This is a genomic window from Sphaerisporangium sp. NPDC049002 (assembly GCF_040649355.1).
GTDB lineage: Bacteria > Actinomycetota > Actinomycetes > Streptosporangiales > Streptosporangiaceae > Sphaerisporangium.
Genome location: NZ_JBEZFH010000031.1, coordinates 23668 through 45176 on the forward strand (window position 1 = coordinate 23668; position 21509 = coordinate 45176).

Below are 21509 nucleotides of genomic sequence, written 5' to 3' on the forward strand. Positions count from 1 at the left end.
GTTTGGTCTGACAGGTGCACATCCACTCAGCGTGGGGAGAACCATGTCAGGACCGTCCATGCAGACGACCGCTCGGTACCCTTCCGATCTCGGCGCGGCCGAGGCCGGGCTGGGCGACGCCCACGGGCCCCGCCCCCGCCCGACGATCCGGAACGTCGCAGAACGCGCGGGCGTCTCCAAGTCGCTGGTCTCCCTGGTGCTGAGGGGGTCCCCGCACGTCAGCGAACACCGCCGTGAGGCGGTGCTCCAGGCGGCCAGGGAGCTCGGCTACCGGCCGAACGCGGTGGCGCGCAGCCTCGTCGAAGGGCGCACCCACCTGGTCGGCGCCCTCGTGGCCGACCTCCACAACCCGTTCTACGCCGAATTCCTCGACGGGTTGCAGGAGAGCCTCCACGGTGACGGCCTCCGGCTGCTGATCGGAAGCGGCCGCTGGGACCCCGCCTTCGAGGAGGAGGCCGTCGAGGCCTTCCTGGAGCTCCGGGTGGACGGCCTCGTGCTGCTCGGGGTCGCCCCGTCCAGCGAGACCCTGGCCGAGGCCGCGGCGTACACGCCCACGGTCGTCGTGGGCGAGCGGGACGTCGAGCTCGACAGCGTGGACATCGTCGTGGACGACGACCAGCTCGGCGCCCGCCTCGCGGTCGACCACCTGGTGGAGCTCGGCCACCGCCGCATCGCGCACATCGAGGGCACGCCGTCGTCGTCGGCGCGCTTCCGCTGCGAGGGCTACCTCGTCGCGATGCGCAGGCACGCGCTCGCCCCGCACATCATGGTCGAGCACGGCGACTTCACCGAGGAGGGCGGGCGGCGGGCGGCAAGGGCCCTGCTGGAGCGCGACCCGCGCCCCACCGCGATCTTCGCCGCCAACGACGTCGTCGCCCTCGGAGTGCTGGTCGCGGCGAGCGAGCTCGGGCTGCGCGTCCCCGAGGACCTGTCGGTCGTGGGGTACGACAACACGCACCTGGCCGCCGTGCACCACATCTCGCTGACCACCCTGGACCAGCCGCGCCGGGCGATGGGCAGGTCGGCAGCCGCCCTGCTGAGCGACCGCATCACCGACCCGGGCAAGCTGGCACGCCTGCGCCAGGTCACGCCCCGCCTGGTGGTACGGCACAGCACCGGCCCGGCTCCAAGTGATGCCCAAGGGTAGGTCAACATCCACGGGATCGGCGCCCACCCCGTGTTGACTCAGAGCAGGCGCCGGCCCCCCGGCGTGCCGGACCGGTCCGAAAGGACTGGAACGCTCGCTTGTCGTGGGGGCAGCGGGTGGGCAGGCAGTGCCCGCCGGGCCAGGCGGCCGGCGTCTGACCGGGGGGTAGACATGCGTGATCCGGAACTGGTCTCGTGCGCCCAGCGCGCGGCGGCCGAGCTAGAGCGTGCGTGGGCGCACTGGCGGGCCACCCGGGGCAAGGACGACGAGGGCTCGACCGAGTCGGTGGCCAGCTACGTCGCCCACTCCATCGACCATCCGTGGGGCCGCCCGCGCGTCGTCCTCGGCCTGGACGCCGAGGACGCCAGGGAGCTCGCCGCGCTGCTCCAGAAGCAGAACCTCGGCGAGCCCGCCTGGTAGCCCCGCTCGTCCCCGTTTCGCATAACGGCCGGTCCACCACGCGGGTACGCGTAGGTTGGACTGCGGACAGGTCGTCTTCGAAGGGGATCATCGTGACCAGTCGAGCACTGGCCGTAACGTTCCTGGCCCTGTGTGGGCTGGGCGCCTCGGCCTGCGGCGGAGCGGCGAGCAGCAGCGCCGCCGACACCGCGCCCCAGAGGGCCGAGACGCGAAGCGTGGCGGCGCGGCCCGCGTCCTCCTCGGCACGCGTCGCGACGGCCGGCACACCGTCCCCCGCCAAGCCGCTGTCCGGCAAGGTCATCGTGATCGACCCCGGGCACAACGGCGGGAACTACCGGCACCCCGACGTCGTCAACAAGAAGGTCAACGTCCTCACCCAGTGGAAGCCCTGCGACACCACCGGCACCTCCACAAACGACGGCTACTCCGAGGCCGCCTTCACGTGGGACGTCGCCAACCGCATGGTCAAGCTGCTGAGGGCCAAGGGCGCCACCGTCAAGCTCACCCGCGACAGCAACTCGGGCGTCGGCCCGTGCATCACCCAGCGCGCGGGCATCGGCAACAGGGCCCACGCGAACGCCGCCGTCTCGATCCACGCCGACGGCGCCCCCGCCTCGGGCCGGGGCTTCCACATCATCATGCCGAAGAAGATCAACGGCCCGGTCGACCCCGTGGTGGGGAGTTCCAAGAAGCTCGGCCTCGCGCTGCGCGAGGCTTACAAGTCGGGCACGGGCATGCCGTACTCCACGTATCTCGGCAAGGACGCGCTCGATTTCCGGAGCGACCTCGGCGGGCTGAACCTCTCCACGGTGCCGAAGGTCTTCATCGAGACCGGCAACATGCGCAACCCGACCGACGCCGCCAAGCTCAAGGACCCGGCGTTCCGTCAGCGCATCGCGGTGTCCCTGGCCGAAGGCCTGCAGAAGTACCTCGGCTGACCGTCCTCACCCCACGACGGGTGACGGCACCCGCTCTTTGGCATGATCTGGGGCATGGCTGACCTGATCCCGCGTCCGAAGGTCCTCGACCTCGCGCCAGGCTCGTACGAGTTCACCCCTCGCGACGCGGTGTCCGGTCCGGCCGATCTGGTCGACGCCGTACGGCTGGCGCTGGCCGTACTGGACCTCGGCCGCGACGAGACGGGCCCCGGGCCGGGCGACACGGGCCTGACACGGGGTGCCGCGGGCCTCGCGGGGGGCGGCACGGCCCCCGGCGGGGCTCAGACGGGTCGCCAGGCGACGATCAGCGTCGAGCCTGATCCGAGTCTCGGCCCGGAGTCCTACGCCGTGAGCGTGGCCCCTGAGGCCGTACGGATCACCGCCGGGGGCGCGGCGGGCGCGCTGTACGCGGGCCAGACGCTCCGCCAGCTTCTGCCGGCCGACGCCTTCCGGTCGGCGCCCCTGCCCGGCGCCCGCTGGACGGTCCCGTGCGGGCGGGTCGAGGACGCGCCGCGCTTCTCGTGGCGAGGCGCCCACCTCGACGTTTCCCGACATTTCATGCCGAAGCGTGAAGTGCTCCGCCTGATCGACCTGCTGGCGGTCCACAAGCTGAACCGCCTCCACCTCCACCTGGTGGACGACCAGGGCTGGCGGGTGGAGAGCCGGGCCTATCCGCTGCTCCACGAGATCGGATCGCACCGGGCGCGGACCACCACCAAGCACTTCCACGGCGAGACCGAGCACGACGACACCCCGCACGGCGGTTTCTACACCCTGGCGGACCTGTCGGAGATGGCCGCCTACGCCCGCGCGCGGGCCGTGACGATCGTGCCGGAGATCGACGTCCCTGGCCACGCGTCCGCGATCCTCGCGGCGTACCCGCACCTCGGCGCCGACCCGGCGAGGCGTCACGACGTGCTGGACCGCTGGGGGATCTCCCCGGCGATCCTGTCCCCGCTCCCCGGCACGACCGACTTCCTGGCGACGGTCTTCGCCGAGATCATCGAGGCGCTCGGCCCGGTGCCGTACTTCCACATCGGCGGCGACGAGTGCGTGCTCGACGCCTGGGCGGCATCGGCCGGGATCGAGGCCCACCGGGAGTCACTCGGGCTCGCGACCCCCGGCGACCTGCACGCGTGGTTCCTGCGCGGGCTCGCCGACGTGCTGGCGGGCCTCGGCTCCCGGGCCGTGGTGTGGGACGAGGCGTTCGTGAGCGGGATGCTCCGCGAGGACACGATCGTCATGCCGTGGCGGGGCGTGGAGGTCGGGCGGCGGGCCGCCGCCGCCGGGCACGACATCGTGGCGACCTCGGTGTTCCCCCTGTACTTCGACTACGCCGAGGCCGCGTCGCCCGAGGAGCCCGTGGCCATCGGCGACACGATCACCGTCGAGGACGTGGCGGCCTTCGAGCCCGTGCCGGCGTCCTGGACCCCCGAGGAGGCGGGCCGGGTGCTGGGCGCGCAGTTCCAGCTCTGGACCGAGCGCATCCCCGACGGGCGGACCCTCGACTACCGGGCCTGGCCGCGCGGGTGCGCCCTGGCCCAGCTCACGTGGTCGGGTGGCTCCGAGGGGTTCGCCGGCGCGCTGCCCGCGCATCTCGCCCGGCTGGACGCCTACGGAGTGGAGTACCGGCCGCCGGCGGGGCCGCGTCCGTGGCAGCGCGGCGGGACGGGCGCCCGGCGGCACCGGCCGGGGGCGGTGCCGGTGGCCGAGGTGATGCGCCGTCTGGAGGAGCTCACCCACGCGGCCGACTCCACCCGCCCGAGCCTGGGCTAGGAGACCTGGTAGCCGGCTTCCACGATCGCCGCGCGGATGGCCGCGTCGTCGAGGGGGCCGCCTCCGGTCACCTCGACGCGCCCGCTCCCGAGGTCGACCTCGACACCGGTGACACCCGGCACCTCGCCGACCTCCTCCTTGACGGAGCTGACGCAGTGGCCGCAGGTCATGCCGGTGACGGTATATGTGCTGGTGGTCATGGGTACGCCCCTCCTCGCAGATGTACCCAGCCAGGGTATGGCACGGCGGCGCTAGCCGCCCACCCGGCCCACCACCTCGCGGACCGACGAATAACCGTGGCGGCGCAGCCTGCGCGAAAGGCCCCGGTTGATCCGCCAGGCCCAGAGCGGGCCCTCGTAGATCATCGCCGTGTAGCCCTGGACCAGGGTGGCCCCGGCCAGCAGGCGCTCCCACACGTCGTCGACGTCCTCGACGCCTCCGACCGAGACCAGGACGACGCGGTCGCCCACCCGCGCGCGCAGCCTTCTCAGCACCTCCAGCGAGCGCGCCTTGAGCGGACGTCCGGACAGCCCTCCGGTCTCGGCGGCCCCGGCCGCCTCGGCCGGGGACAGTCCTTCCCTGCCGATGGTGGTGTTGGTGGCGATGACGCCCGCGAGACCCAGCTCGACCGAGAGGTCGGCGACGGCGTCGATGTCCTCGTCCGCCAGGTCAGGGGCGATCTTGACGAGCAGCGGCGTACGGCCGGCGGCCTGCCGCACTTCCTTCAGCAGCGGCCGCAGCAGCTCGACGGCCTGGAGGTTCCGCAGGCCGGGGGTGTTCGGGGAGCTGACGTTCACGACGAGGTAGTCGGCGAGCGGAGCGAGCTTCCTGGCGCTTGCGACGTAGTCGCGCACGGCCAGCTCCTCGGGGATGACCTTGGTCTTGCCGATGTTCACCCCGACCACCACGGGCAGGCTACGCGGCCTTCGCAGGCGCCGCGCGGCCTGCTGGGCGCCGCGGTTGTTGAAGCCCATGCGGTTGACGATCGCGTGGTCGGAGGCCAGCCGGAACAGCCTCGGGCGGGGGTTGCCGGGCTGGGCGTGGGCGGTGATCGTGCCCACCTCCACATGCCCGAAGCCGAGGGCCGCCAGGGCCTCCACGCAGCTCGCGTCCTTGTCGAAGCCCGCCGCGAGCCCGAAGGGGCTCGGGAAATGGACCCCGAATGCCTGGACGCGGAGCGCCTCGTCGCGTGGCGCCAGCCTGTTGTAGAGCCGGCGCTTCACGACGGGGGCGAGCGAGAGGACCCGGAGCGCGCGAATGGTCAGGTGGTGCACCGTCTCGGCGTCGAACCGCCGGAGCACCTGCGCGAAGAGCAGTCGATACATCACCGATCAGGGTAGCCGGGATCAGTTGAGGCTCGGGTCGTGGTCCATGCGCGGCGTGGTGAGGCTGATGGTCCGCCAGCTCTCCGGTGGAACGATTTCATGCCGGTCCTCCTGGCTGATCCACAGCCGGTGGTCGAAGCGCAGGAGCCTGAGCAGGCGAAGGACCCGCCGCGAGGGCCGGACGATCGTGAGCGTGCCACCGTGCTCCCGCATGTACCGGTCCAGCCAATTCAGCACGCGGACCCCCGCGCAGTCGAGGAACATCACCTGGGCCAGGTCGAGGTTCACGTGAAGCGGCTGGTGGCGGACGAGCAGTACCGGAAGGCGGAGGCGCAACTCCGCGGCGCCCTCAAGGTCGAGGTCGCCGTGCAGAGCCATCACCAGCGCCGTGCGCGGCGGAGGGTCATGCGGTGTGATCACTATCACGATCGGCCGGCCCTTCAGGCTGGGGGCGCCTGTTCGCCCAGGATCTCCGCGGCCAGGTCGGCGACCCGGCGCCGGCTGTCACGCGCCCGCTTGCGCAGGCCGGTGAAGGCCTGGGCGGCGGTCAGATCGTGCTTGCCCATCAGGTATCCGATCGCGCGCTCGATCACGATGCGGTAGTCGAGGGCGTACTGGAGCTGGTCGGCCAGCGCGCTCTTCTCCTCCGCCTTCACCGCCGCCGCGAGCACCTCCTCGATGACGTGCGCGTAGGCGAGGAGGGCCTGGGTGTCGGACTCCTCCCAGTCGTGGGGTTCGGCCTGGTAGACGTTCAGGGTGCCCACCGGCCCGTCTCCCAGGCGTACGGGGACCCCTGCCACCGCCCGCACGCTCGGATGCAGCAGCTCGGCCAGGTCGGGCCATCGCTCGTCGGACTGGACGTCACGCGTGGTCACCGCGGCGTTGTTGAAGAACGCCGACACGCACGGCCCCCGGCCGATCGCCGCCTGCGCGTGCTCCAGGCTGCGTCCGGCCTCGTCGGTCGTCACCAGGTAGCGCAGCGCCTTGCCCTCGTCGGCGAACATCAGACCCGCGCCCGCATAGCCGAACAGCCGGTCCACAACGCGCACGATGCGTTCCAGGTGGTGCACGACCCCAGTGGCCTCCGAGGTCTTCTGCACGCCTCTGAGGCTTGCGACCAAGGACTCCGGATCAATACGTGTCATTTCCCATCCTCTTGAGAACCTCATCCCTGCGCCGGCTCAATGGAGAGGCATGCCTTTTCGCATTGCATCTGCCCGAAATCGGGCACAACAGTCCCGCTTTCGCGAGCGCCGGGGAGTGACAACCCGAACAACCCGGATCGCCTGGGGATCCGGGGGGCGAAAGCAGGAACGCCGATGACACCGTCCGTCGGACGGAGTGAATCGACGAGCGCGGCCGGCGATCTGCGGAGCCACAGCGCGCTTGACATGGTCAACGCCCGTGCCAATGGCGGTGCCACCTCCATTTGAGGAAGCTCCGCGGACACAGGGCGGAATGATCTGCGACAAAGCGTAGTGCGGCACGATGACTCTGGCCAAGTGGTTGACTCACCTGGTCGAAAATCAGGGTGTCGAACGGCGTCGGCCTCGCTCGTACGGCTTCCGCGACCCCGTCCGGGCGATGTGGCACGGCGAGGCGCGTGGCCGCAGATGAGCGATCAGGTTCGCTCCGCGACTACTGGATGCAATTAGATGCGCGCGGCTTCGCACGCGTGTGCGGCGCCGCAAGCACGATTAGATCACATGTTCGATGATTATGTGACATTTCTACTACGGGTCCCTGTCAGCCTATGCGCTGCCCGGTGGTCGTGGCGCCCGCGTGGGGCCCGCGGCCCTCACGGCCGTACCGCGGCACAGGAAACCGCAGGTAAGAGCTCTAATGAGGAATACTTCCCCCTGCACAGGAAGGAACCACATCGGTGACCAACATCTCCGCTGTCGCGAGCCCGGTGGACTTCTCCGCTCATGGTGACTACGGGCTGAAGTCCTCCACCGGGGCGAAGGGCGCCTTCACCCGGCCGCCGTACAGCTTCAGGGACCGGGTGACCGCCGACGGCTCCAGCGGCTACCCGGCCGAACCCGGCCGCTACCACCTGTACGTGTCGTCGGCCTGCCCCTGGGCTCATCGGTCGATCATCGTGAGGGCACTGAAGAAGCTGGAGGACGTGGTCTCGCTGTCGGTCGTGGACCCGATCCGCGACGGCCGGGGCTGGGCGTTCCGCGAGGGCCCCGGGCACACCGCCGATCCCGTCAACGGCTTCACGCTGCTGCGCGAGGCGTACGAGGCGAGCGACCCCGGATACGACGGCCACGTGTCCGTGCCGGTGCTCTGGGACCGCGAGACGGGCCGCATCGTCAGCAACAACTTCCCCGACATCACGATCGACCTGGGAACGCAGTTCGAGCGGTGGGCCGGCACCGGCGTCGACCTCTACCCCGCCGACCTCAGGCCGGAGATCGACACGCTGAACGACCGGGTCTACGCCACCGTCAACAACGGGGTCTACCGCTGCGGCTTCGCGGCGAGCCAGGAGGCCTACGACGAGGCCGTCACGGCGCTCTTCGCGACACTGGACGACCTCGAACAGCGCCTCGGCGCGGGCCGCTACCTCTTCGGCGACCGGCTCACCGAGGCCGACGTACGGCTGTGGGTGACGCTCGCCCGCTTCGACGCGGTCTACGCCACCCACTTCAAGGCCAACCTGCGCCGCCTGGTGGACTACCCCAACCTGTGGGCGTACGCCAGGGATCTGTACCAGCGTCCCGCTTTCGGCGGGACCACGGACTTCGACCACATCAAGCGGCACTATTACGGGACGCACCCGCGGATCAACCCGGCCCGGATCGTGCCGGCCGGTCCCCTGCTCGACTGGAACGCCCCTCACGGCCGGGAGCGGCTGTCGTCCTGAGGCCGGGGTCCTGCGGGGAGCCGGGCCACCAGAAGCGGTCGCCGAGCAGCGTGACCAGGGCGGGGACGAGCACGCTCCGCACGAGGAGGGTGTCGAGCAGCACCCCGAAGCCGACGATGACCCCGATCTGGGTGAGCGTGATGAGCGGGAGCACCCCGAGCACGGCGAACACCGCCGCGAGCAGGATGCCCGCGCTGGTGATGACGCCGCCGGTGACCGCCAGCGCCGCGACGATGCCCTCGCGGGTGCCGGCCTCGGGCGTCTCCTCCCTGGCACGCGTGGTCAGGAAGATGTTGTAGTCGACCCCCAGAGCCACCAGGAACAGGAAACTCAGCAGGGGAACGCTGAGGTCCAGTGCGGGAAAGCCGAAGACGTGGGTGAAGGCGAACCACCCCGCGCCGAAGCTCGCGGCGAAGCTGGCGACCACGGTGAGCACCAGCGTGACGGCCGCCACGACCGACCGCAGCAGGAGCAGCAGCACGAGGAGCACGACGGCCAGCACCAGAGGGATGATCAGCTTCTGGTCGCGGACGGCCGCGTCCCGCTCGTCGAGGTCGGCGGCCTCGGGCCCGCCCACGACCGCCGAGGCGCCGGGTACGGCGTGTACGGCCTCACGCAGCTTCCCGATCGCGGCGAAGCTCGCCTCGCTGCCCGGCTCGGCGTTCAGCACCACGTCGGCACGGGTGTACTCGGGGGTCTTCTCCCCGATGGTGACGCGCGGGTTCCCCGGGATGGCGGAGGCCGCCGCCCGTACCGCCTCGGCCGCCGAGGTGCGGGAGACGACCACCACGGGCTGGGCGCTTCCGGCAGGGAAGGCCCGGCTCAGCGTCTCCTGGCCGGCGATGGCCTCCACCCGGTCGCGGAACTGCTCGGTCTGCGACAGGCCGCTCCGCACGCCGATGATCCCTGATGCCAGCGCGGCCAGGACTCCCAGGCTGACCACGGTCATGACGACGGGCCTGCGCGACACCGCGCGCCCCACCCGCGACCACGGCCCCGTGCGCGTCGGGTCGGCCTGGCCGACCTTGGGGGCGAAGGGCCAGAACAGGCCCCTGCCGAAGAGCACCATCGCGGCGGGAAGGACCAGCAGCGCGTACGCCACGGCGGTGACGATGCCGATGGCGCCTGCCATGCCGATGCTCCGGTTGAACGGCGAGAGCGCGAAGACCAGCGTCCCGAGCGCGAGGGTCACGGTGGCGGAGCTCGCGAGGATGGCCGGCGCGGCCGAGCGGACCGCCCCGCTCATCGCCACGTGGCGGTCGTCGTGGAGGCGAAGCTGCTCGCGGTAGCGGGCGATGAGCAGCAGGGCGTAGTTCGTCCCCGCGCCGAAGACCAGCACGGAGGTGATCCCCAGGGTGGAGTCGTCCACGGTCAGGCCGGTCGTGCGGGTCAGGAAGGCGACGACCTTGGACGCGACCTGGTCGGCGACCCCGATGACGCTCAGGGGCACCAGCCACAGCCAGGGGCTGCGGTACGTCAGCAGCAGGAGGAGCGCGACCACTCCGGCGGTGACGGCGAGCAGGGTGATGTCGGCGCCCTCGAAGACCGAGGCGAGGTCGACCTTGAAGCCCGCGCCGCCGGTCACCTCGACACGCGCCCCCGGGGGCAGCCCCCGCCGGCTCTCGGCCCTGATCTCGCCGACCGCCTCGGCCAGCTCCGCGTTGGAGAGCGACCCCGCGAGCGGTACGGAGACCAGCGCCACGTCGCCCTTGGGCGAGAAGACCGGAGGCGGGACCCGGCCCCCCACGGCCAGGGCGGCCATCCGCCCGGCGCCGGACTCGATCGCGGCCTTGTCCTGGGCGGTCAGCGATCCGTCACGGCTGTACACGACCAGGGCGGGAAGGAGCTGGCCGCTCGGCATCCGCTGCTGGAGCCGCACGACCTCCGCCGACTCCGCGCCCTTGGGAAGGGAGGCGGCCGGATCGCTGCCGATCTTCGAGGCCCCGCCGAACGCGAGCGCGAGGCAGGAAAGGATCAGTGCCACGGCGACCGTGACCCACTTGCCGCGTGCCCCCCAAAGCCCGGCCCACCTAATATGCTCTGCTCGCGCCATAGCAGTTTCTTTCATCCATGGAATATTTCTATGGCGGAAGATTAAGCGCACCCAGGCGCCGGCGGCAACACGAAGCCGGCGACCGAAGCCGACGACCGAAGTCGGCGACACGAAGTCGGCGACACGAAGGAGGACGGCCGTGTCGGCAGACACGCCAGGCAGAGCAGACACGCCAGGCAGAGACGCCGGCAGCCCATTCGAGCTGATGACGCTGATGCGGCGTCTCAACGTCGAGCTCGACCGGTTCGCCGAGCGGTTCGCCGCGGACCACCGCCTGCACCGCACCGACGTCAACGCCGTCGTCGTGATCATGGACGCGGCCCGCGAGGGCCGGCCGCTCAGCCCCGGAACCCTCGGCGCCGCCCTCAACCTCAGCCCCCCGGCCACCACGGCCCTTCTCAACAGGCTGGAGCAGGCGGGGCACGTCGAACGGCGCAGGAGCGCGACCGATCGCCGCAAGGTCGAGCTGGCCCTGCACGAGCAGGCCGTCACCCTGGGCGGCCAGTTCTTCTCCCCCCTCGCCCGCCACCTGTCGGCCGCCTTCAGCGAGTTCACCGACCAGGAGCGGCAGGTGATCGAGCGCTTCCTCACGGGGAGCATCGACGCGACGATCAGCGCGCGCCACGAGTCGGCGGCAGGCCACGACGGCGATAGCCGTCCGATCGACGGTGCTTGATACCCGTTTGCAGCGACCGGGCAAGGCGATTGCAAGCGGCCGATCACATACTGCGGTCATCACGAACAGAGAGGACCGCTCCGATGACGATCACCCGCACCCTCACCGGCCTGGCCGTGGCCGCCGCCGCCCTCGTCGCGATCGCCCCCGCCGCCGCACAGGCGTCCACCGGCGCATCGGACGCGGTCACCACCGCCTCGTCCTCCTCCTTCTCCGGGTGGGGCACGTACTACGCCCCCGGCCGCCGGGCCAAGGCCGCCGGCTCCCTGTCGGCCACGGGTGAGGACCACGAGGTCATCCCCACCGCCGACACAGTGAAGATCTCCGGCAAGGTCACCGACCTCACGCGTGGCTCGTCCTGCGGCCTCGCGGTCTTCCGCATCACCTACCTGGACGACACCGGCAACCTGCCCTTCAAGCACCACACCGTCCGCGACTGCACGTACGGCTCGCCGAAGTCCTTCTCGTTCAAGTACCCGGACGTGTACGAGGTCGAGCTGAAGATCTGCTCCGAGGCCAAGTCCTCCAAGCCGTCGCTGAACTGCCTCTACGCGGGCACCTGGAAGGTCATCTACCTGTCCAAGTAACCCCCGTGACCAGGTCCCGGCCCGCCCCGGGCCGGGACCAGCGTCTTCAGGGACAAAAGACCCGAATTTTCGTTGTCCCCTGTGGGCTCGGCGGGTCTCCTCTCAGGGAGGGACTCGCCGGATCTCCTCTTGTGGAGAGGTTTGTCCATTTATGGTGAGCGTTGCCCGGCCCAGCGCCCGCGGGCGACGCGGGGACGACTGACAGGGAGCGGAGCGCGATGCCCGGAACCGGTAGGGGCGGACCCGACACGGCCATGGTGTCGGCCGCCCGTGACGGAGACCAGCAGGCGCTGGACGATCTGGTGGCCGATTCGCTCCCGCTCGTCTACAACATCGTCGGCCGGGCCCTGAACGGGCACGACGACGTCGACGACGTGGTCCAGGAGACCCTGCTCCGGGTGGTCCGCGCCCTGCCCGACCTGCGTGACCCCAAGGCGTACCGGTCGTGGCTGGTGGCGATCGCCATCCGCCAGGTACGCGACCACGAGCAGGACCGCCGGACCACGCAGCACCGCCGGGCCGACCTGGACACCGCCACCGAGGTGCCCGACCCCGAGTCCGACTTCGCCGCCCTGACCGTCCTCCGGCTCGGGCTCACCGACCAGCGCCGCGAGGTCGCCGAGGCCACCCGGTGGCTGGACGACGACGACCGGTCGCTTCTCGCCCTGTGGTGGCTGGAGGAGACCGGCGAACTCGGCCGCGCGGACCTGGCCGGCGCGCTCGGCCTGTCCGGCCGCCACACCGCCGTACGCGTCCAGCGCATGAAGGAGCAGGTCCAGACGGCTCGTACGGTCGTGCGGGCGTTACGGGCCGGCTCCGGGTGCTCCGAGCTGCGCACGCTCACTTCGAACTGGGACGGCGCGCCGAGCCCGCTGTGGCGCAAGCGCCTCGCCCGGCACGTTCGCGGCTGCGCGATCTGCGGGCGCCGCGCCGCCGGGCTCCTGCCCATCGACCGGCTGCTCAGCGGGCTTCCGCTGCTGCCCGTCCCCGCCGGTTTCCTGCTGGACCACATCCAGGTCATACCTCCGGCCACGGACGCGATCCGGCACGTCGCGTCGCACTTCTTCGCGGGGCGGGGCGCGCACCGGGCATCCCACGCCATGGGCTCACGGGGGCCGCGCGAGCTGCTGTCGTCGGTCCCCCACGGTCCGGCGGCGGCCGGGGTGGCCGCCGTCGTCGCGGCCGCAGTGGTCGCCGGGCACCTCGTCACCACACCCGCGCCGGTGGCCGGACCCGTCGTGAAGCCCAGGACCAGCAAGATGGCGCCGACGCCGACTGCGACCCTCACACCCCGGCCCTCCCCGGCTGCGAGCCGGCCCAAAGCGTCTCGCGCGCCGGTTTCCGTGGCCGTCTCGGCCAAGAAGGGGGTGGGCGTGTGGAAGATGCCAGGGCTCAGCGCGGCGCTCGCCAAGTCGGGCGCGAGCTGGTACTACACGTGGGACACCCACCATGACGGCGTCAGCACGTCCAAGTCGGTCGAGTTCGTCCCGATGGTGTGGGGGCCAGGCAGCGTCACGCCCGCGAAACTCGCCCAGGCGAAGCGCGCCGGGCCGTACCTGCTCGGATTCAACGAGCCGGACCTGTCCGCCCAGGCCAACATGACCGTGGAGAAGGCGCTGTCCCTGTGGCCCAAGCTCATGGCCGCCGGTCGTGTGCTCGGCAGCCCCTCCGTGGCGTTCGGCGGGGACACTCCCGGGGGCTGGCTCGACCGCTTCATGTCGGGAGCGGCAGCCCGCGGCTACCGCGTCGACTTCGTCGCGGTGCACTGGTACGGCGCCGACTTCCGCACCGCGCAGGCGGTCACCCAGCTCAGGACCTACCTGCGGGCGGTCTACCAGCGCTATCGCAAGCCGATCTGGCTGACCGAGTACGCCCTGGTCGACTTCTCGAACGGCACCCGCTACCCCTCGGACGCGCGGCAGGCCGCCTTCCTCACCGCCTCCGCCAAGATGCTTGCCTCACTGCCGTACGTGCGGCGCTGGGGGTGGTTCGGCCTGCCCTCCTCCGGCACCGGGCCGAACAGCGGGCTGTTCCGCGGCAACGGAGTCCCGACCCTGACAGGCCGCGCCTTCCAGTCGGCCCGCTGACCACTTCGACCCGTCTCAGGTCGCTTGACCCGGCTCAGGTAGGGGGACGGCGCTCGCCGATCACAGGCGGCGGCCCGCCAGCTCTCGTCGTCGGGCTCGTAACTCCTGCGCACGTTCGAGCTTCCATACGGTGTCGCGGGATCCTTCGTAAACCCTGTTGAACTCCTCCTGGTATTCGGCGACGGGAAGAACCTCTCCAATGGCTGCACGTAGGCGGGGGAACGGTCCAACGCTCCTGCGATTCAGCGATCGCCGTAATGCCTTCTCACGCCTTGTCCTCTTCACGCTCTTCAGGGACTTCACGGACTTCACGGCCCTCTTCACGGCCCTCTTCACGCGCGGGGCCATCGAGGTAGTGGAACGCCTCGCGGGCGGAGCGCACACTGTCGTTCAAAGCCTGTTCCAGGCGATCGGCGTCCTCGGCGAGTATCGCGATATCGGGCACGGCCAGCCTGTCGGAACCGGCTTCCGCGAGCAGTTCCTCATAACGGGGAAGCCGTTCGCGCAACGCCTCGATCTGGGTGCGCGCGTGATAGGCGCGCTCGGCCCGCGCGATATGACGGGAATATCGCTCCAGTGCCTCGACCCGGGCGGTGACCGCGGCCTCGCTCGCCGCGAGCGCCCGTTCAAGCGGGCTCACGACCGCCGACACCTCGTGGGACACGTCCACACCGACGATCTCGGCGTGTTCGGAACGCAACGCGGAAAGCTTGGCCAGCAAGCGTGCGATCTCCCACTCGTGGGCGGGAAGGATCACCGCGTTGCCGATGCCGTCCATCAGGCCCTCCCGATTCACCCGGGACCGCAGGACCGAATCGACCGCCCTCCTGGAACGGGCGAGGAGTTCCCTGCTCGCCGCGTCGAAATCCTCGGGAAGGAGATAACGGCCCGCGTACCGGCGGGCGTGCCCGTACACGATGCGCTCCGGTGTCTCGTCTTCCTCGTACGCGTTCGAACCGCCACCCATGAGCAGATAGGACACCAGTACGAGCCCCACGAGAAGCCCGAACACCGCCGTGCCGATCATGCGGCTGAACAGCATGAGCACGATGGCGAATGAGGCCAGGCACGCGCTCATGACGCGAATGGAACGCGGAAATCGCGGGACGCCGAAGTCCACCTGGTGCTCGGGGATCCATCCGGCGCGGATGCGGGAAAGAAGCCGCTCGTTACCGCGCAACAAGTTGGCGACATCCCATGGCACTTCAGGATCCACAATCGTGCCGATCCGTCGTTCTCCGGGCGGGCCACCACGGGTTACGACCACGCGAGTCCCCCTCCTCGGCCTGCCGTGATCATACGCCTTACTGTTCCCCCGAATCAGGTGGCACACGACCTCGGAACCCGACGTAATGAAAAGGCACTGGAAAAAATCACCCTTTGCTCGATGACATGCCCTGCTTGACTACGCGCTCAAAGGATGATGAAATCCCACGTCAGCGTCGCGGTGTACCCGGCATACAGACCGCCGAGGGCATGGAGGCGCCGAATCATGGGATGACCATGGAACACTCTGGCCGCCTCGCGGCATTCGGCAATCAGCTGATCGAAGTACACCTCTGGCTCCGCGAGGAGCTGGCCCGGCTCCGTGAGGACGTCGATTCCCATCTCGACGGCCACGGCGAGCGGCCACGCGAACTCCGGGCACACTGCCTGACATTCTGCTCGGCGCTCAGCCGGCATCACACCGGCGAGGACGACGGCGTCTTCCCCGCTCTCGCGGAGCGATTCCCCGCGCTGCGCCCCGTGCTCGACGAGCTGAAACGGGACCACCACCTCGTGAGCGACATCCTGCTGCGGCTGGAGGAACTGCTCGGCGGCATCCAGCCGGATCCGGGCCCGTCCGAGGCGCGGCGGGTGCGGGCCGAACTGGACGGCCTCACCGCCCTGCTGGAATCGCACTTCGTCTACGAGGAGAAACGCATCGTCGCGGCACTCAACTCGCTGAACCCGCCAGGCTGGGACGCCGCGACACCCGACTTCCTCCTGACCACCGACCCCCGGCAGCCAGGCACGTCCCGGGTCTAGCTCTCCGCCCGGGCCGGTAGGAGCAGGGCGGTCACGACCACAGCCACGGACAGCACCGCGCCGATGATGAAGGCCAGCCGCATGCCACCGAGGGTGGCGAGCGCCTCGGTGACTCCCTCGGCCTTCAGGGCATCGGCTCGGGCACTCATCACGGTGATCACGAGCGCGGTGCCGACGGCTGCGGCGACCTGCTGGAGTGTGCTCAGGATCGAGCTGCCGTGGGAGTAGAGGTGGGAGGGAACCGCTCCGAGTCCGAGGGTGAACACCGGGGTGAAGGTCGCGGCCAGACTCACCATCAGAAGCGCGTGCAAACCGAGGAGCTGCCAGTACGGCATGGTCATCGTGACCTGGGTGAAGCCGGTGAGCGCGAGCGTGATCCCGATCGCGCCGGGGACAACCAGAATCCGGCCGCCGAACCTGTCGAAAAGGCGGCCGACGGTCGGACCGAGCAGACCCATCGCGAGGCCGCCCGGCATCACCAGCAATCCGGTTTGCAGGGCGCTGAGTTCGCGGACGTTCTGCAGATAGAGCGGCAGAAGGATCATTGAGCCGAGCATCGCCATGAAGGCTACCGACATCAGGATCAGCGCGACCGTGTAGGTGCGGTGCCGAAGGGTCCGCAGATCCATCAGCGGCACGCCGCGCTTCTGCAACGACAGCTGGCGAACGATGAAGACGACGATGGTGACCAGGCCGGCCGCCACGATTCCAGCGGCACTGCCGACGTTGCCGCTGCCGAACCGGCTGAGCCCGTAGACCAGGCCGCCGAAGCCCGCCGCGGCGGTTGTCACGCTGAACCAGTCGATGGTGCTGAACTGGCGCTCGCCAATGTTCTTGAGCTGCCGCAGGCCACCCCAAGTGATCACCACGGCGATGGGGAGCACCACGGCGAAGAGCAGGCGCCAGGACCCGAACTGAAGGATCACCCCCGAGATCGCTGGGCCCATCGCGGGCGCGACCGAGATGGCCAGGCTGACGGTGCCCATCACCCGGCCCCGGTCTTTCTCGGGCACCACCTGCATCAGCGTCGTCATCAGCAACGGCATCATCACAGCTGTCCCGGACGCTTGGATGATCCGGGCGCCCAGCAGCACCTCAAATGACGGCGCGACGGCGGCCAACACCGTACCGAGGAGGAACAGACCCATCGCGGTGGCGTACGCGTGGCGCGTGGACACCCGCTGCAGGAACCACCCGGTGATCGGGATGACCGCGGCCATGGTCAGCATGAAGGCGGTCGAGAGCCACTGCGCGGTCTGCTCGGTGATGTGCAGCGCCCCCATCAACTGCGGGATCGCATTGATCATGATCGTCTCATTGAGGATGACCACGAATGTGGCGAGCACCAGCAGTCGGATCACGGCCGGGGTGCGACCTGAAACGGTGGCCGCGGATGTGGCTGGTGAGGCGAGCTGTGGACTGGACACGGAACCTCGTTCGGGGTTGTCGGGCACACCGTGGTCATGGCTGGCGTCGCAGCCTTCGGTCTTACGCGTGGTCGTGGTCATGCGGCAAATTCTGTCCGCCGCCACCGACAAACTCATCGGCCCGGCCAGCCTTGCGGCAAGCAATGCAACGCGTCATCTGGTTTTCGCCGACAGCACCATCCGTGAAGAGCTGATCACCGGCTGATCCAGGAATCGATCTATCCCGTTCCAGGAAGCGATACCACCTGGATTACTTCCGCTCCAAGGTCACTTCGGCGGTCGTGTCGTCGCCATGTACGGCTACGACGAGCGCGACGTCTGCCTGGTGCACACAACCAGCAGGGAGGAGCGGTGCGCACCAGTTGGGCCGGACCCGAGGGTGAACCAGCCGAGAAGTTAACTTGCCGTCGCTAAGTTAGCATGTTAACTTACCCGCATGGAACGCAATCTAAGTCTCAACCTGCACGTACTCACCGCCCGTCTGGACCGGGCGGCCGACCGGATCCTGCGGGCAGAGCACAACATCTCCTACAGCCGTTTTGTGGCGCTGACCCTGGTGGGAGAGCTGGGGGCCTCGACGCAACGGACCCTTGCCGAATCCCTCGGCGTGACCGAGCCGTCGGTAAGTCGCATGACCGCCGTCCTCGCCGCCGACGGGCTTCTCGACGCCCAGCCCGACCCGGCCGGGGGGAACCGCCGGCGACTGAGCCTCACCGAGGAGGGAAAGCGGCTGGTGACCTCCATCCAGCAGGGGCTCGAAGAACGGCTGGCCACGGTCGTCACCCACAGCGGCGTGCCGTACGCCGAGTACGCCCGGCAAACCGCGCGGTTGCTGGCGACGTTCGAGCGACTGGAGCAGGAGGCGGCCAAATGAGCCAGAACATCCAGACCCCGCCGTCACACCAGCACACCGTCTTCTCGGCCGACGGCACGACGATCAGTTATCAGACGATGGGCGCCGGACCGGGTCTCATCGTGCTCGGTGGCACGCTGAAAACCTCGGAGGACTATCTGCCGCTGGCCTCCACGCTGGCCCGCTCCTTCACGGTGCACATCGTCGACCGGCGAGGACGCGGCGCCAGCGGACCTCAGGGAACCCAGTACTCGCTGCGGAAGGAAGTGGAAGACCTTCAGGCCGTCCAAGCGGCGACCGGGGCGCGACTGGCGTTCGGTCACAGCTACGGCGGGCTCGTCATCCTTGAGACCGCACGCTCGTTTCCACTGTTCGATCGCATCGCGGTCTTTGAGCCTGGATTGCCCTACGCCCCTGTGCCCACCGGCTGGATGGCCCCGTTCCGGGAGCGACTGGCCGCAGGTGACCACTACGGCGCGTTCATTCACTTCGTCCAGGGTTCGGGCGGCGCGCCGGCCTTTATGGCCAAACTGCCGCACTGGTATCTGCGCATGGCTTTTCGTGTGGGATTCCGCGGGCCGACCTGGCAGAGAATGCGGCCCCTACTGGGGGCCTGTCTGGCCGAGCACGAGCAGCTCGCGGCCCAACAGGGCCGGCTCCCGGAGTTCGCGGACGTCACCGCCCCGGTGCTGCTCCTGGTGGGCGGCCGCTCGTCACGCGAGCACCAGGAGGGGTTCGCCGCGCACCGCGACACCCTTCCTCACGCCGTGCTCGAAACCATGGACGGCCTCAACCATTTGAGCCCATCGGAGCGGAAATCAGGTCCGATAGTGGCCGAGCGGGCTCTGGCGTTCTTCCTGTGATGGTTCAGCCAAGCGGTCTCGCGATTGTTCCGGAGTCGGCGTTGCCCCCCGACGACACCCCCTGGTCCGTCGCACCACAACCAACCTGTCCGCCGTAACAGTGGCCCGCCCCGCAAGACCGGTCATGTTTCTAGGGGTTCATCTCGGAAGGGTTGATGTACCCGTTGATACAAAAACCCCGAACCAAAAGACGGTCCGGGGTTATCGCTGGTCAGAATGTGGTCAGGGGCGGGGTCGAACCGCCGACCTTCCGCTTTTCAGGCGGAACAACCACCCTGGTCCCCCGCCAAAGAGCAAGGTCAGAGGGTGGTGTAGGGCTGCCGACGGACGCCCCTGGTGGCGGACGTTGCTGTCACTACTGCTGTCACCGTGTCGTCCAGCTACGACGGTGGAGCCCCAACTTGCCTGATTTAGTCGAACGCCGGCAAAGCACGGATCAGATGGCCGACCCTCATTTGATCCGGCATTGGCCAGTATGCAAAACGGGGTGCGAGCATACAGTGAAATGCCCCACAAGCGATCAGTTCTTCCAGAAGATCAAGCGGTGACGCTAGAAGAAGCCCAAAAGATTTTAGCGCTGCACGCTGCTTTAGAATTCCCTTATCCATGGTCATGAAGACATGCATTCCCATGCGAGCCGCAGACCTAACTAGCGTACGATCGAAACCTTGAGGCAGATTTGCTACAGCATCTTCGAGCAATGAATCAGGAAGAACAAGTAGTCCCTCTCTGGAAGGAGAGTCAATCCCAGACGGCTCGCCACTTACGAGACTCAGCGCTGAGGCGAACTCTTCGAATGCCCTGATTCTGTCGGATTGACGTTCGGAGGATAGGCGTTTTTTTGCATCCTTGATTGATGCCGGCAAGACGACGAATCTGATATCTCGCAGCACCCACAAAGCCGTCAGCATTTGCAGTCCTTCAAGTTCGCCTGCATAGTCGCCATCCACGAGATCCGAAAGACTTCCGCCCTCCCATAGCACTCGCCCGTATTTGAAGTAATCTATCAGAATGTTCGTATCCCATGCTACGAACAACGGGCCGCGACCGCTGCGCGTATGAAACAAGCGAGAATTAGTTTCATATACGAAATGCGGCCCTTCGGGGATCGCTATACTAGATCGCAGGGGGCGGGGATCGTTTTTTTCCAGTTCGAACAGTGCCGCCCTGAACCGAGCAGCCATCGTGTTAAAGAGATGGAGGCCCCAGTCCTCAAGACTGCTGTAGTGGGCCGTGAGATCGACATAGAGAATTCGGGGGTCAAGCGGATGCCCGCCATGCGCTTCCACGACCCATATTATCGCACCCGTGTCAACAGGATATGTCGTGATGCACAAACTTAGGCATCGAGAGCCATGTCACACTGCTTGGCCACAACTTCGAAGAGCCCATAGCCAGGCTTGCAAATAGCTTCAACTTCCGATACGCGGAGGCATTCACAACCGCTGCGCAAGATTTCTCCCACGCTCCTGAACTCAGTCCGTCGCCCAGCGTCCGCGTGAGTCAAACCATCCCTGGTCGGGGAACCACCCGATACACCGACCCAGGGGATAGGCCCAGACCCACAGGTGGGTGATCTCGGCTGGTAATCGGGGAGGCTCGGGCGGCAAGCCGCTGTAGGTGTGATTGAGCGCATGATAGGCAGGCCAGGGCGTGGTGAAGGTCAAGCCTACAAAGGCGTGCCGCTCGTCAGCTTCAGTCGCCGCAAGCTTCAGACGTACATCTGCTCGACTCTCATCACTGAGAAACGACGCTACATATTCAATAAAGAATGCCCAGTCTAACTCTACTGGTCCACCGGTTCCGCCGGCACCAATATGAATGAGTCCAGCCTCTGAGAGCCGAATCGGCCGGGACGCAAGCCGTATGACGCCGACCTCGGCGAGCACGCGAACAAGAGGGTTACGGTGTTCCCTGAGGCTCTGCTCGAAGAGGACGGTCTCGAATGTGTCTCCGGTTGCTTCGAGCTTCTGAAGGGTCAGCGGCAGTGACCGCTCCAGCCTGTTGACCCGAACCTTAGGCGACAGAGTTACCCACCAGATCCTCTTCAGCGACGGCGCGGCCACCTGATATTGGCGCTTGAGCACCTCGCTCCCCAGGGCTGCGTAAGACTCGTCGATGTCGAGGGTGACCTCACCGTACGCAGTTCGACCGCCGCGGTACACGATCTTCAGGTCCGGCATCCGATCGGCGCTGCCATCATCTTGAAGCGCCACATACTCACCCGTGAGCCGGGCCACTACTCTGCCAGCGGCCCCTTCGAAGTCGCCTACGTAGCTCGACGCATCCTGCAGGCGTTTTCGGTCCGATCGGAAGTCGTCTGCGTATCCAGGAGTGAAAGGGATCACGACTCGTAGCCTATGGTTGCGTCCACGGGGGTGGTGTACGAGTTTCCGCTGGTAGTCAGCGTGGCGTCGTGAAATGAAGACGGCCATCACGTGATCCTTCAGGTTGCTA

The 21509-nt window shown here is 68.4% G+C and carries 21 protein-coding genes and 1 tRNA gene; 12 read left to right on the top strand and 10 right to left on the bottom strand.

Annotated features, from left to right (window positions below; genetic code table 11):
• Positions 1 to 43: 43 nt before the first annotated feature.
• The 4 genes from AB0B89_RS09690 (at position 44) to AB0B89_RS09705 (ending at position 4281) form a co-directional block, all read left to right on the top strand.
• Positions 44 to 1147, top strand: a complete 1104-nt coding sequence (locus AB0B89_RS09690; RefSeq protein ID WP_358550472.1) for a LacI family DNA-binding transcriptional regulator — start codon at positions 44 to 46, stop codon at positions 1145 to 1147.
• 171 nt (positions 1148 to 1318) lie between these two features.
• Entirely contained in the window at positions 1319 to 1567 is a 249-nt protein-coding gene (locus tag AB0B89_RS09695) for a hypothetical protein (RefSeq protein ID WP_358550474.1), read from the top strand.
• A 92-nt stretch (positions 1568 to 1659) separates the two neighbouring features.
• Positions 1660 to 2505, top strand: a complete 846-nt coding sequence (locus tag AB0B89_RS09700) for an N-acetylmuramoyl-L-alanine amidase (protein WP_358550476.1) — start codon at positions 1660 to 1662, stop codon at positions 2503 to 2505.
• Between the two features lie 54 nt (positions 2506 to 2559).
• Complete coding sequence (locus tag AB0B89_RS09705) at positions 2560 to 4281, top strand: beta-N-acetylhexosaminidase (protein ID WP_358550478.1); 1722 nt, start codon at positions 2560 to 2562, stop codon at positions 4279 to 4281.
• Here AB0B89_RS09705 and AB0B89_RS09710 read toward each other — a convergent pair.
• From AB0B89_RS09710 to AB0B89_RS09725, 4 genes are read right to left on the bottom strand one after another with little or no spacing between them, the layout of a single operon-like run.
• Positions 4278 to 4481 carry a heavy-metal-associated domain-containing protein gene (locus tag AB0B89_RS09710; RefSeq protein WP_358550480.1) on the bottom strand — a complete coding sequence of 68 codons (204 nt, stop codon included), beginning with the start codon at positions 4479 to 4481 and terminating at the stop codon, positions 4278 to 4280. The genes AB0B89_RS09705 and AB0B89_RS09710 overlap by 4 nt on opposite strands.
• A gap of 51 nt (positions 4482 to 4532) precedes the next feature.
• Positions 4533 to 5606, bottom strand: coding sequence for a quinone-dependent dihydroorotate dehydrogenase (locus AB0B89_RS09715; protein ID WP_358550482.1), 1074 nt, complete (start codon positions 5604 to 5606; stop codon positions 4533 to 4535).
• Positions 5607 to 5627: 21 nt separating this feature from the next.
• A complete protein-coding gene (locus tag AB0B89_RS09720) occupies positions 5628 to 6026 on the bottom strand; it encodes an STAS domain-containing protein (RefSeq protein ID WP_358550484.1) in 399 nt (132 codons plus the stop codon).
• Between the two features lie 20 nt (positions 6027 to 6046).
• Positions 6047 to 6706 (bottom strand): GAF and ANTAR domain-containing protein, encoded by a 660-nt coding sequence (locus tag AB0B89_RS09725; RefSeq protein ID WP_358550486.1) that lies wholly within the window; start codon positions 6704 to 6706, stop codon positions 6047 to 6049.
• A gap of 782 nt (positions 6707 to 7488) precedes the next feature.
• Between AB0B89_RS09725 and AB0B89_RS09730 the strand changes: the two genes are divergently transcribed.
• Positions 7489 to 8478, top strand: a complete 990-nt coding sequence (locus AB0B89_RS09730; protein ID WP_358550488.1) for a glutathione S-transferase family protein — start codon at positions 7489 to 7491, stop codon at positions 8476 to 8478.
• Here AB0B89_RS09730 and AB0B89_RS09735 read toward each other — a convergent pair.
• Positions 8399 to 10462, bottom strand: coding sequence for an MMPL family transporter (locus AB0B89_RS09735; protein WP_358550490.1), 2064 nt, complete (start codon positions 10460 to 10462; stop codon positions 8399 to 8401). The two genes, AB0B89_RS09730 and AB0B89_RS09735, sit on opposite strands and share 80 nt — an antisense overlap.
• 274 nt (positions 10463 to 10736) lie before the next feature.
• On the opposite strand from AB0B89_RS09735, the gene AB0B89_RS09740 reads away from it, so the two are divergent.
• The 3 genes from AB0B89_RS09740 to AB0B89_RS09750 all read left to right on the top strand — a co-directional run bounded on the left by AB0B89_RS09740 (position 10737) and on the right by AB0B89_RS09750 (position 13881).
• Positions 10737 to 11207, top strand: coding sequence for a MarR family transcriptional regulator (locus AB0B89_RS09740; RefSeq protein WP_358550492.1), 471 nt, complete (start codon positions 10737 to 10739; stop codon positions 11205 to 11207).
• Positions 11208 to 11290: 83 nt separating this feature from the next.
• A complete protein-coding gene (locus AB0B89_RS09745) occupies positions 11291 to 11794 on the top strand; it encodes a hypothetical protein (RefSeq protein WP_358550494.1) in 504 nt (167 codons plus the stop codon).
• 218 nt (positions 11795 to 12012) lie between these two features.
• Positions 12013 to 13881: a sigma-70 family RNA polymerase sigma factor gene (locus tag AB0B89_RS09750; protein WP_358550496.1), complete on the top strand. Its 1869-nt coding sequence runs from the start codon at positions 12013 to 12015 to the stop codon at positions 13879 to 13881.
• A gap of 265 nt (positions 13882 to 14146) precedes the next feature.
• Here the strand turns inward: AB0B89_RS09750 and AB0B89_RS09755 are convergent, their stop codons facing one another.
• The gene (locus AB0B89_RS09755; protein WP_358550498.1) at positions 14147 to 15148 is read right to left on the bottom strand and encodes a hypothetical protein; all 1002 of its coding nucleotides are present in this window, start codon (positions 15146 to 15148) and stop codon (positions 14147 to 14149) included.
• Positions 15149 to 15384: 236 nt separating this feature from the next.
• Between AB0B89_RS09755 and AB0B89_RS09760 the strand changes: the two genes are divergently transcribed.
• On the top strand, positions 15385 to 15909 hold the full coding sequence (locus AB0B89_RS09760; RefSeq protein ID WP_358550500.1) for a hemerythrin domain-containing protein: 525 nt from the start codon (positions 15385 to 15387) through the stop codon (positions 15907 to 15909).
• On the opposite strand, the gene AB0B89_RS09765 is transcribed toward AB0B89_RS09760, so the two are convergent.
• The gene (locus tag AB0B89_RS09765; RefSeq protein WP_358550502.1) at positions 15906 to 17417 is read right to left on the bottom strand and encodes an MDR family MFS transporter; all 1512 of its coding nucleotides are present in this window, start codon (positions 17415 to 17417) and stop codon (positions 15906 to 15908) included. The two genes, AB0B89_RS09760 and AB0B89_RS09765, sit on opposite strands and share 4 nt — an antisense overlap.
• On the opposite strand from AB0B89_RS09765, the gene AB0B89_RS09770 reads away from it, so the two are divergent.
• From AB0B89_RS09770 to AB0B89_RS09780, 3 genes are all read left to right on the top strand, one after another.
• Positions 17416 to 17541 carry a hypothetical protein gene (locus AB0B89_RS09770; protein WP_358550504.1) on the top strand — a complete coding sequence of 42 codons (126 nt, stop codon included), beginning with the start codon at positions 17416 to 17418 and terminating at the stop codon, positions 17539 to 17541. The genes AB0B89_RS09765 and AB0B89_RS09770 overlap by 2 nt on opposite strands.
• Before the next feature lie 231 nt (positions 17542 to 17772).
• Entirely contained in the window at positions 17773 to 18210 is a 438-nt protein-coding gene (locus AB0B89_RS09775; RefSeq protein WP_358550506.1) for a MarR family transcriptional regulator, read from the top strand.
• Positions 18207 to 19052: an alpha/beta hydrolase gene (locus tag AB0B89_RS09780; RefSeq protein WP_358550508.1), complete on the top strand. Its 846-nt coding sequence runs from the start codon at positions 18207 to 18209 to the stop codon at positions 19050 to 19052. Before AB0B89_RS09775 ends, AB0B89_RS09780 begins: the two co-directional genes overlap by 4 nt.
• Positions 19053 to 19271: 219 nt before the next feature.
• On the opposite strand, the gene AB0B89_RS09785 is transcribed toward AB0B89_RS09780, so the two are convergent.
• The 3 genes from AB0B89_RS09785 to AB0B89_RS09795 form a co-directional block, all read right to left on the bottom strand.
• Positions 19272 to 19336 (bottom strand) — tRNA-Phe (locus AB0B89_RS09785).
• Between the two features lie 126 nt (positions 19337 to 19462).
• The gene (locus tag AB0B89_RS09790) at positions 19463 to 20341 is read right to left on the bottom strand and encodes a hypothetical protein (RefSeq protein WP_358550510.1); all 879 of its coding nucleotides are present in this window, start codon (positions 20339 to 20341) and stop codon (positions 19463 to 19465) included.
• Between the two features lie 186 nt (positions 20342 to 20527).
• Positions 20528 to 21509 (bottom strand): hypothetical protein (locus tag AB0B89_RS09795; protein WP_358550512.1); only part of this gene is annotated, 982 nt, incomplete at its 5' end.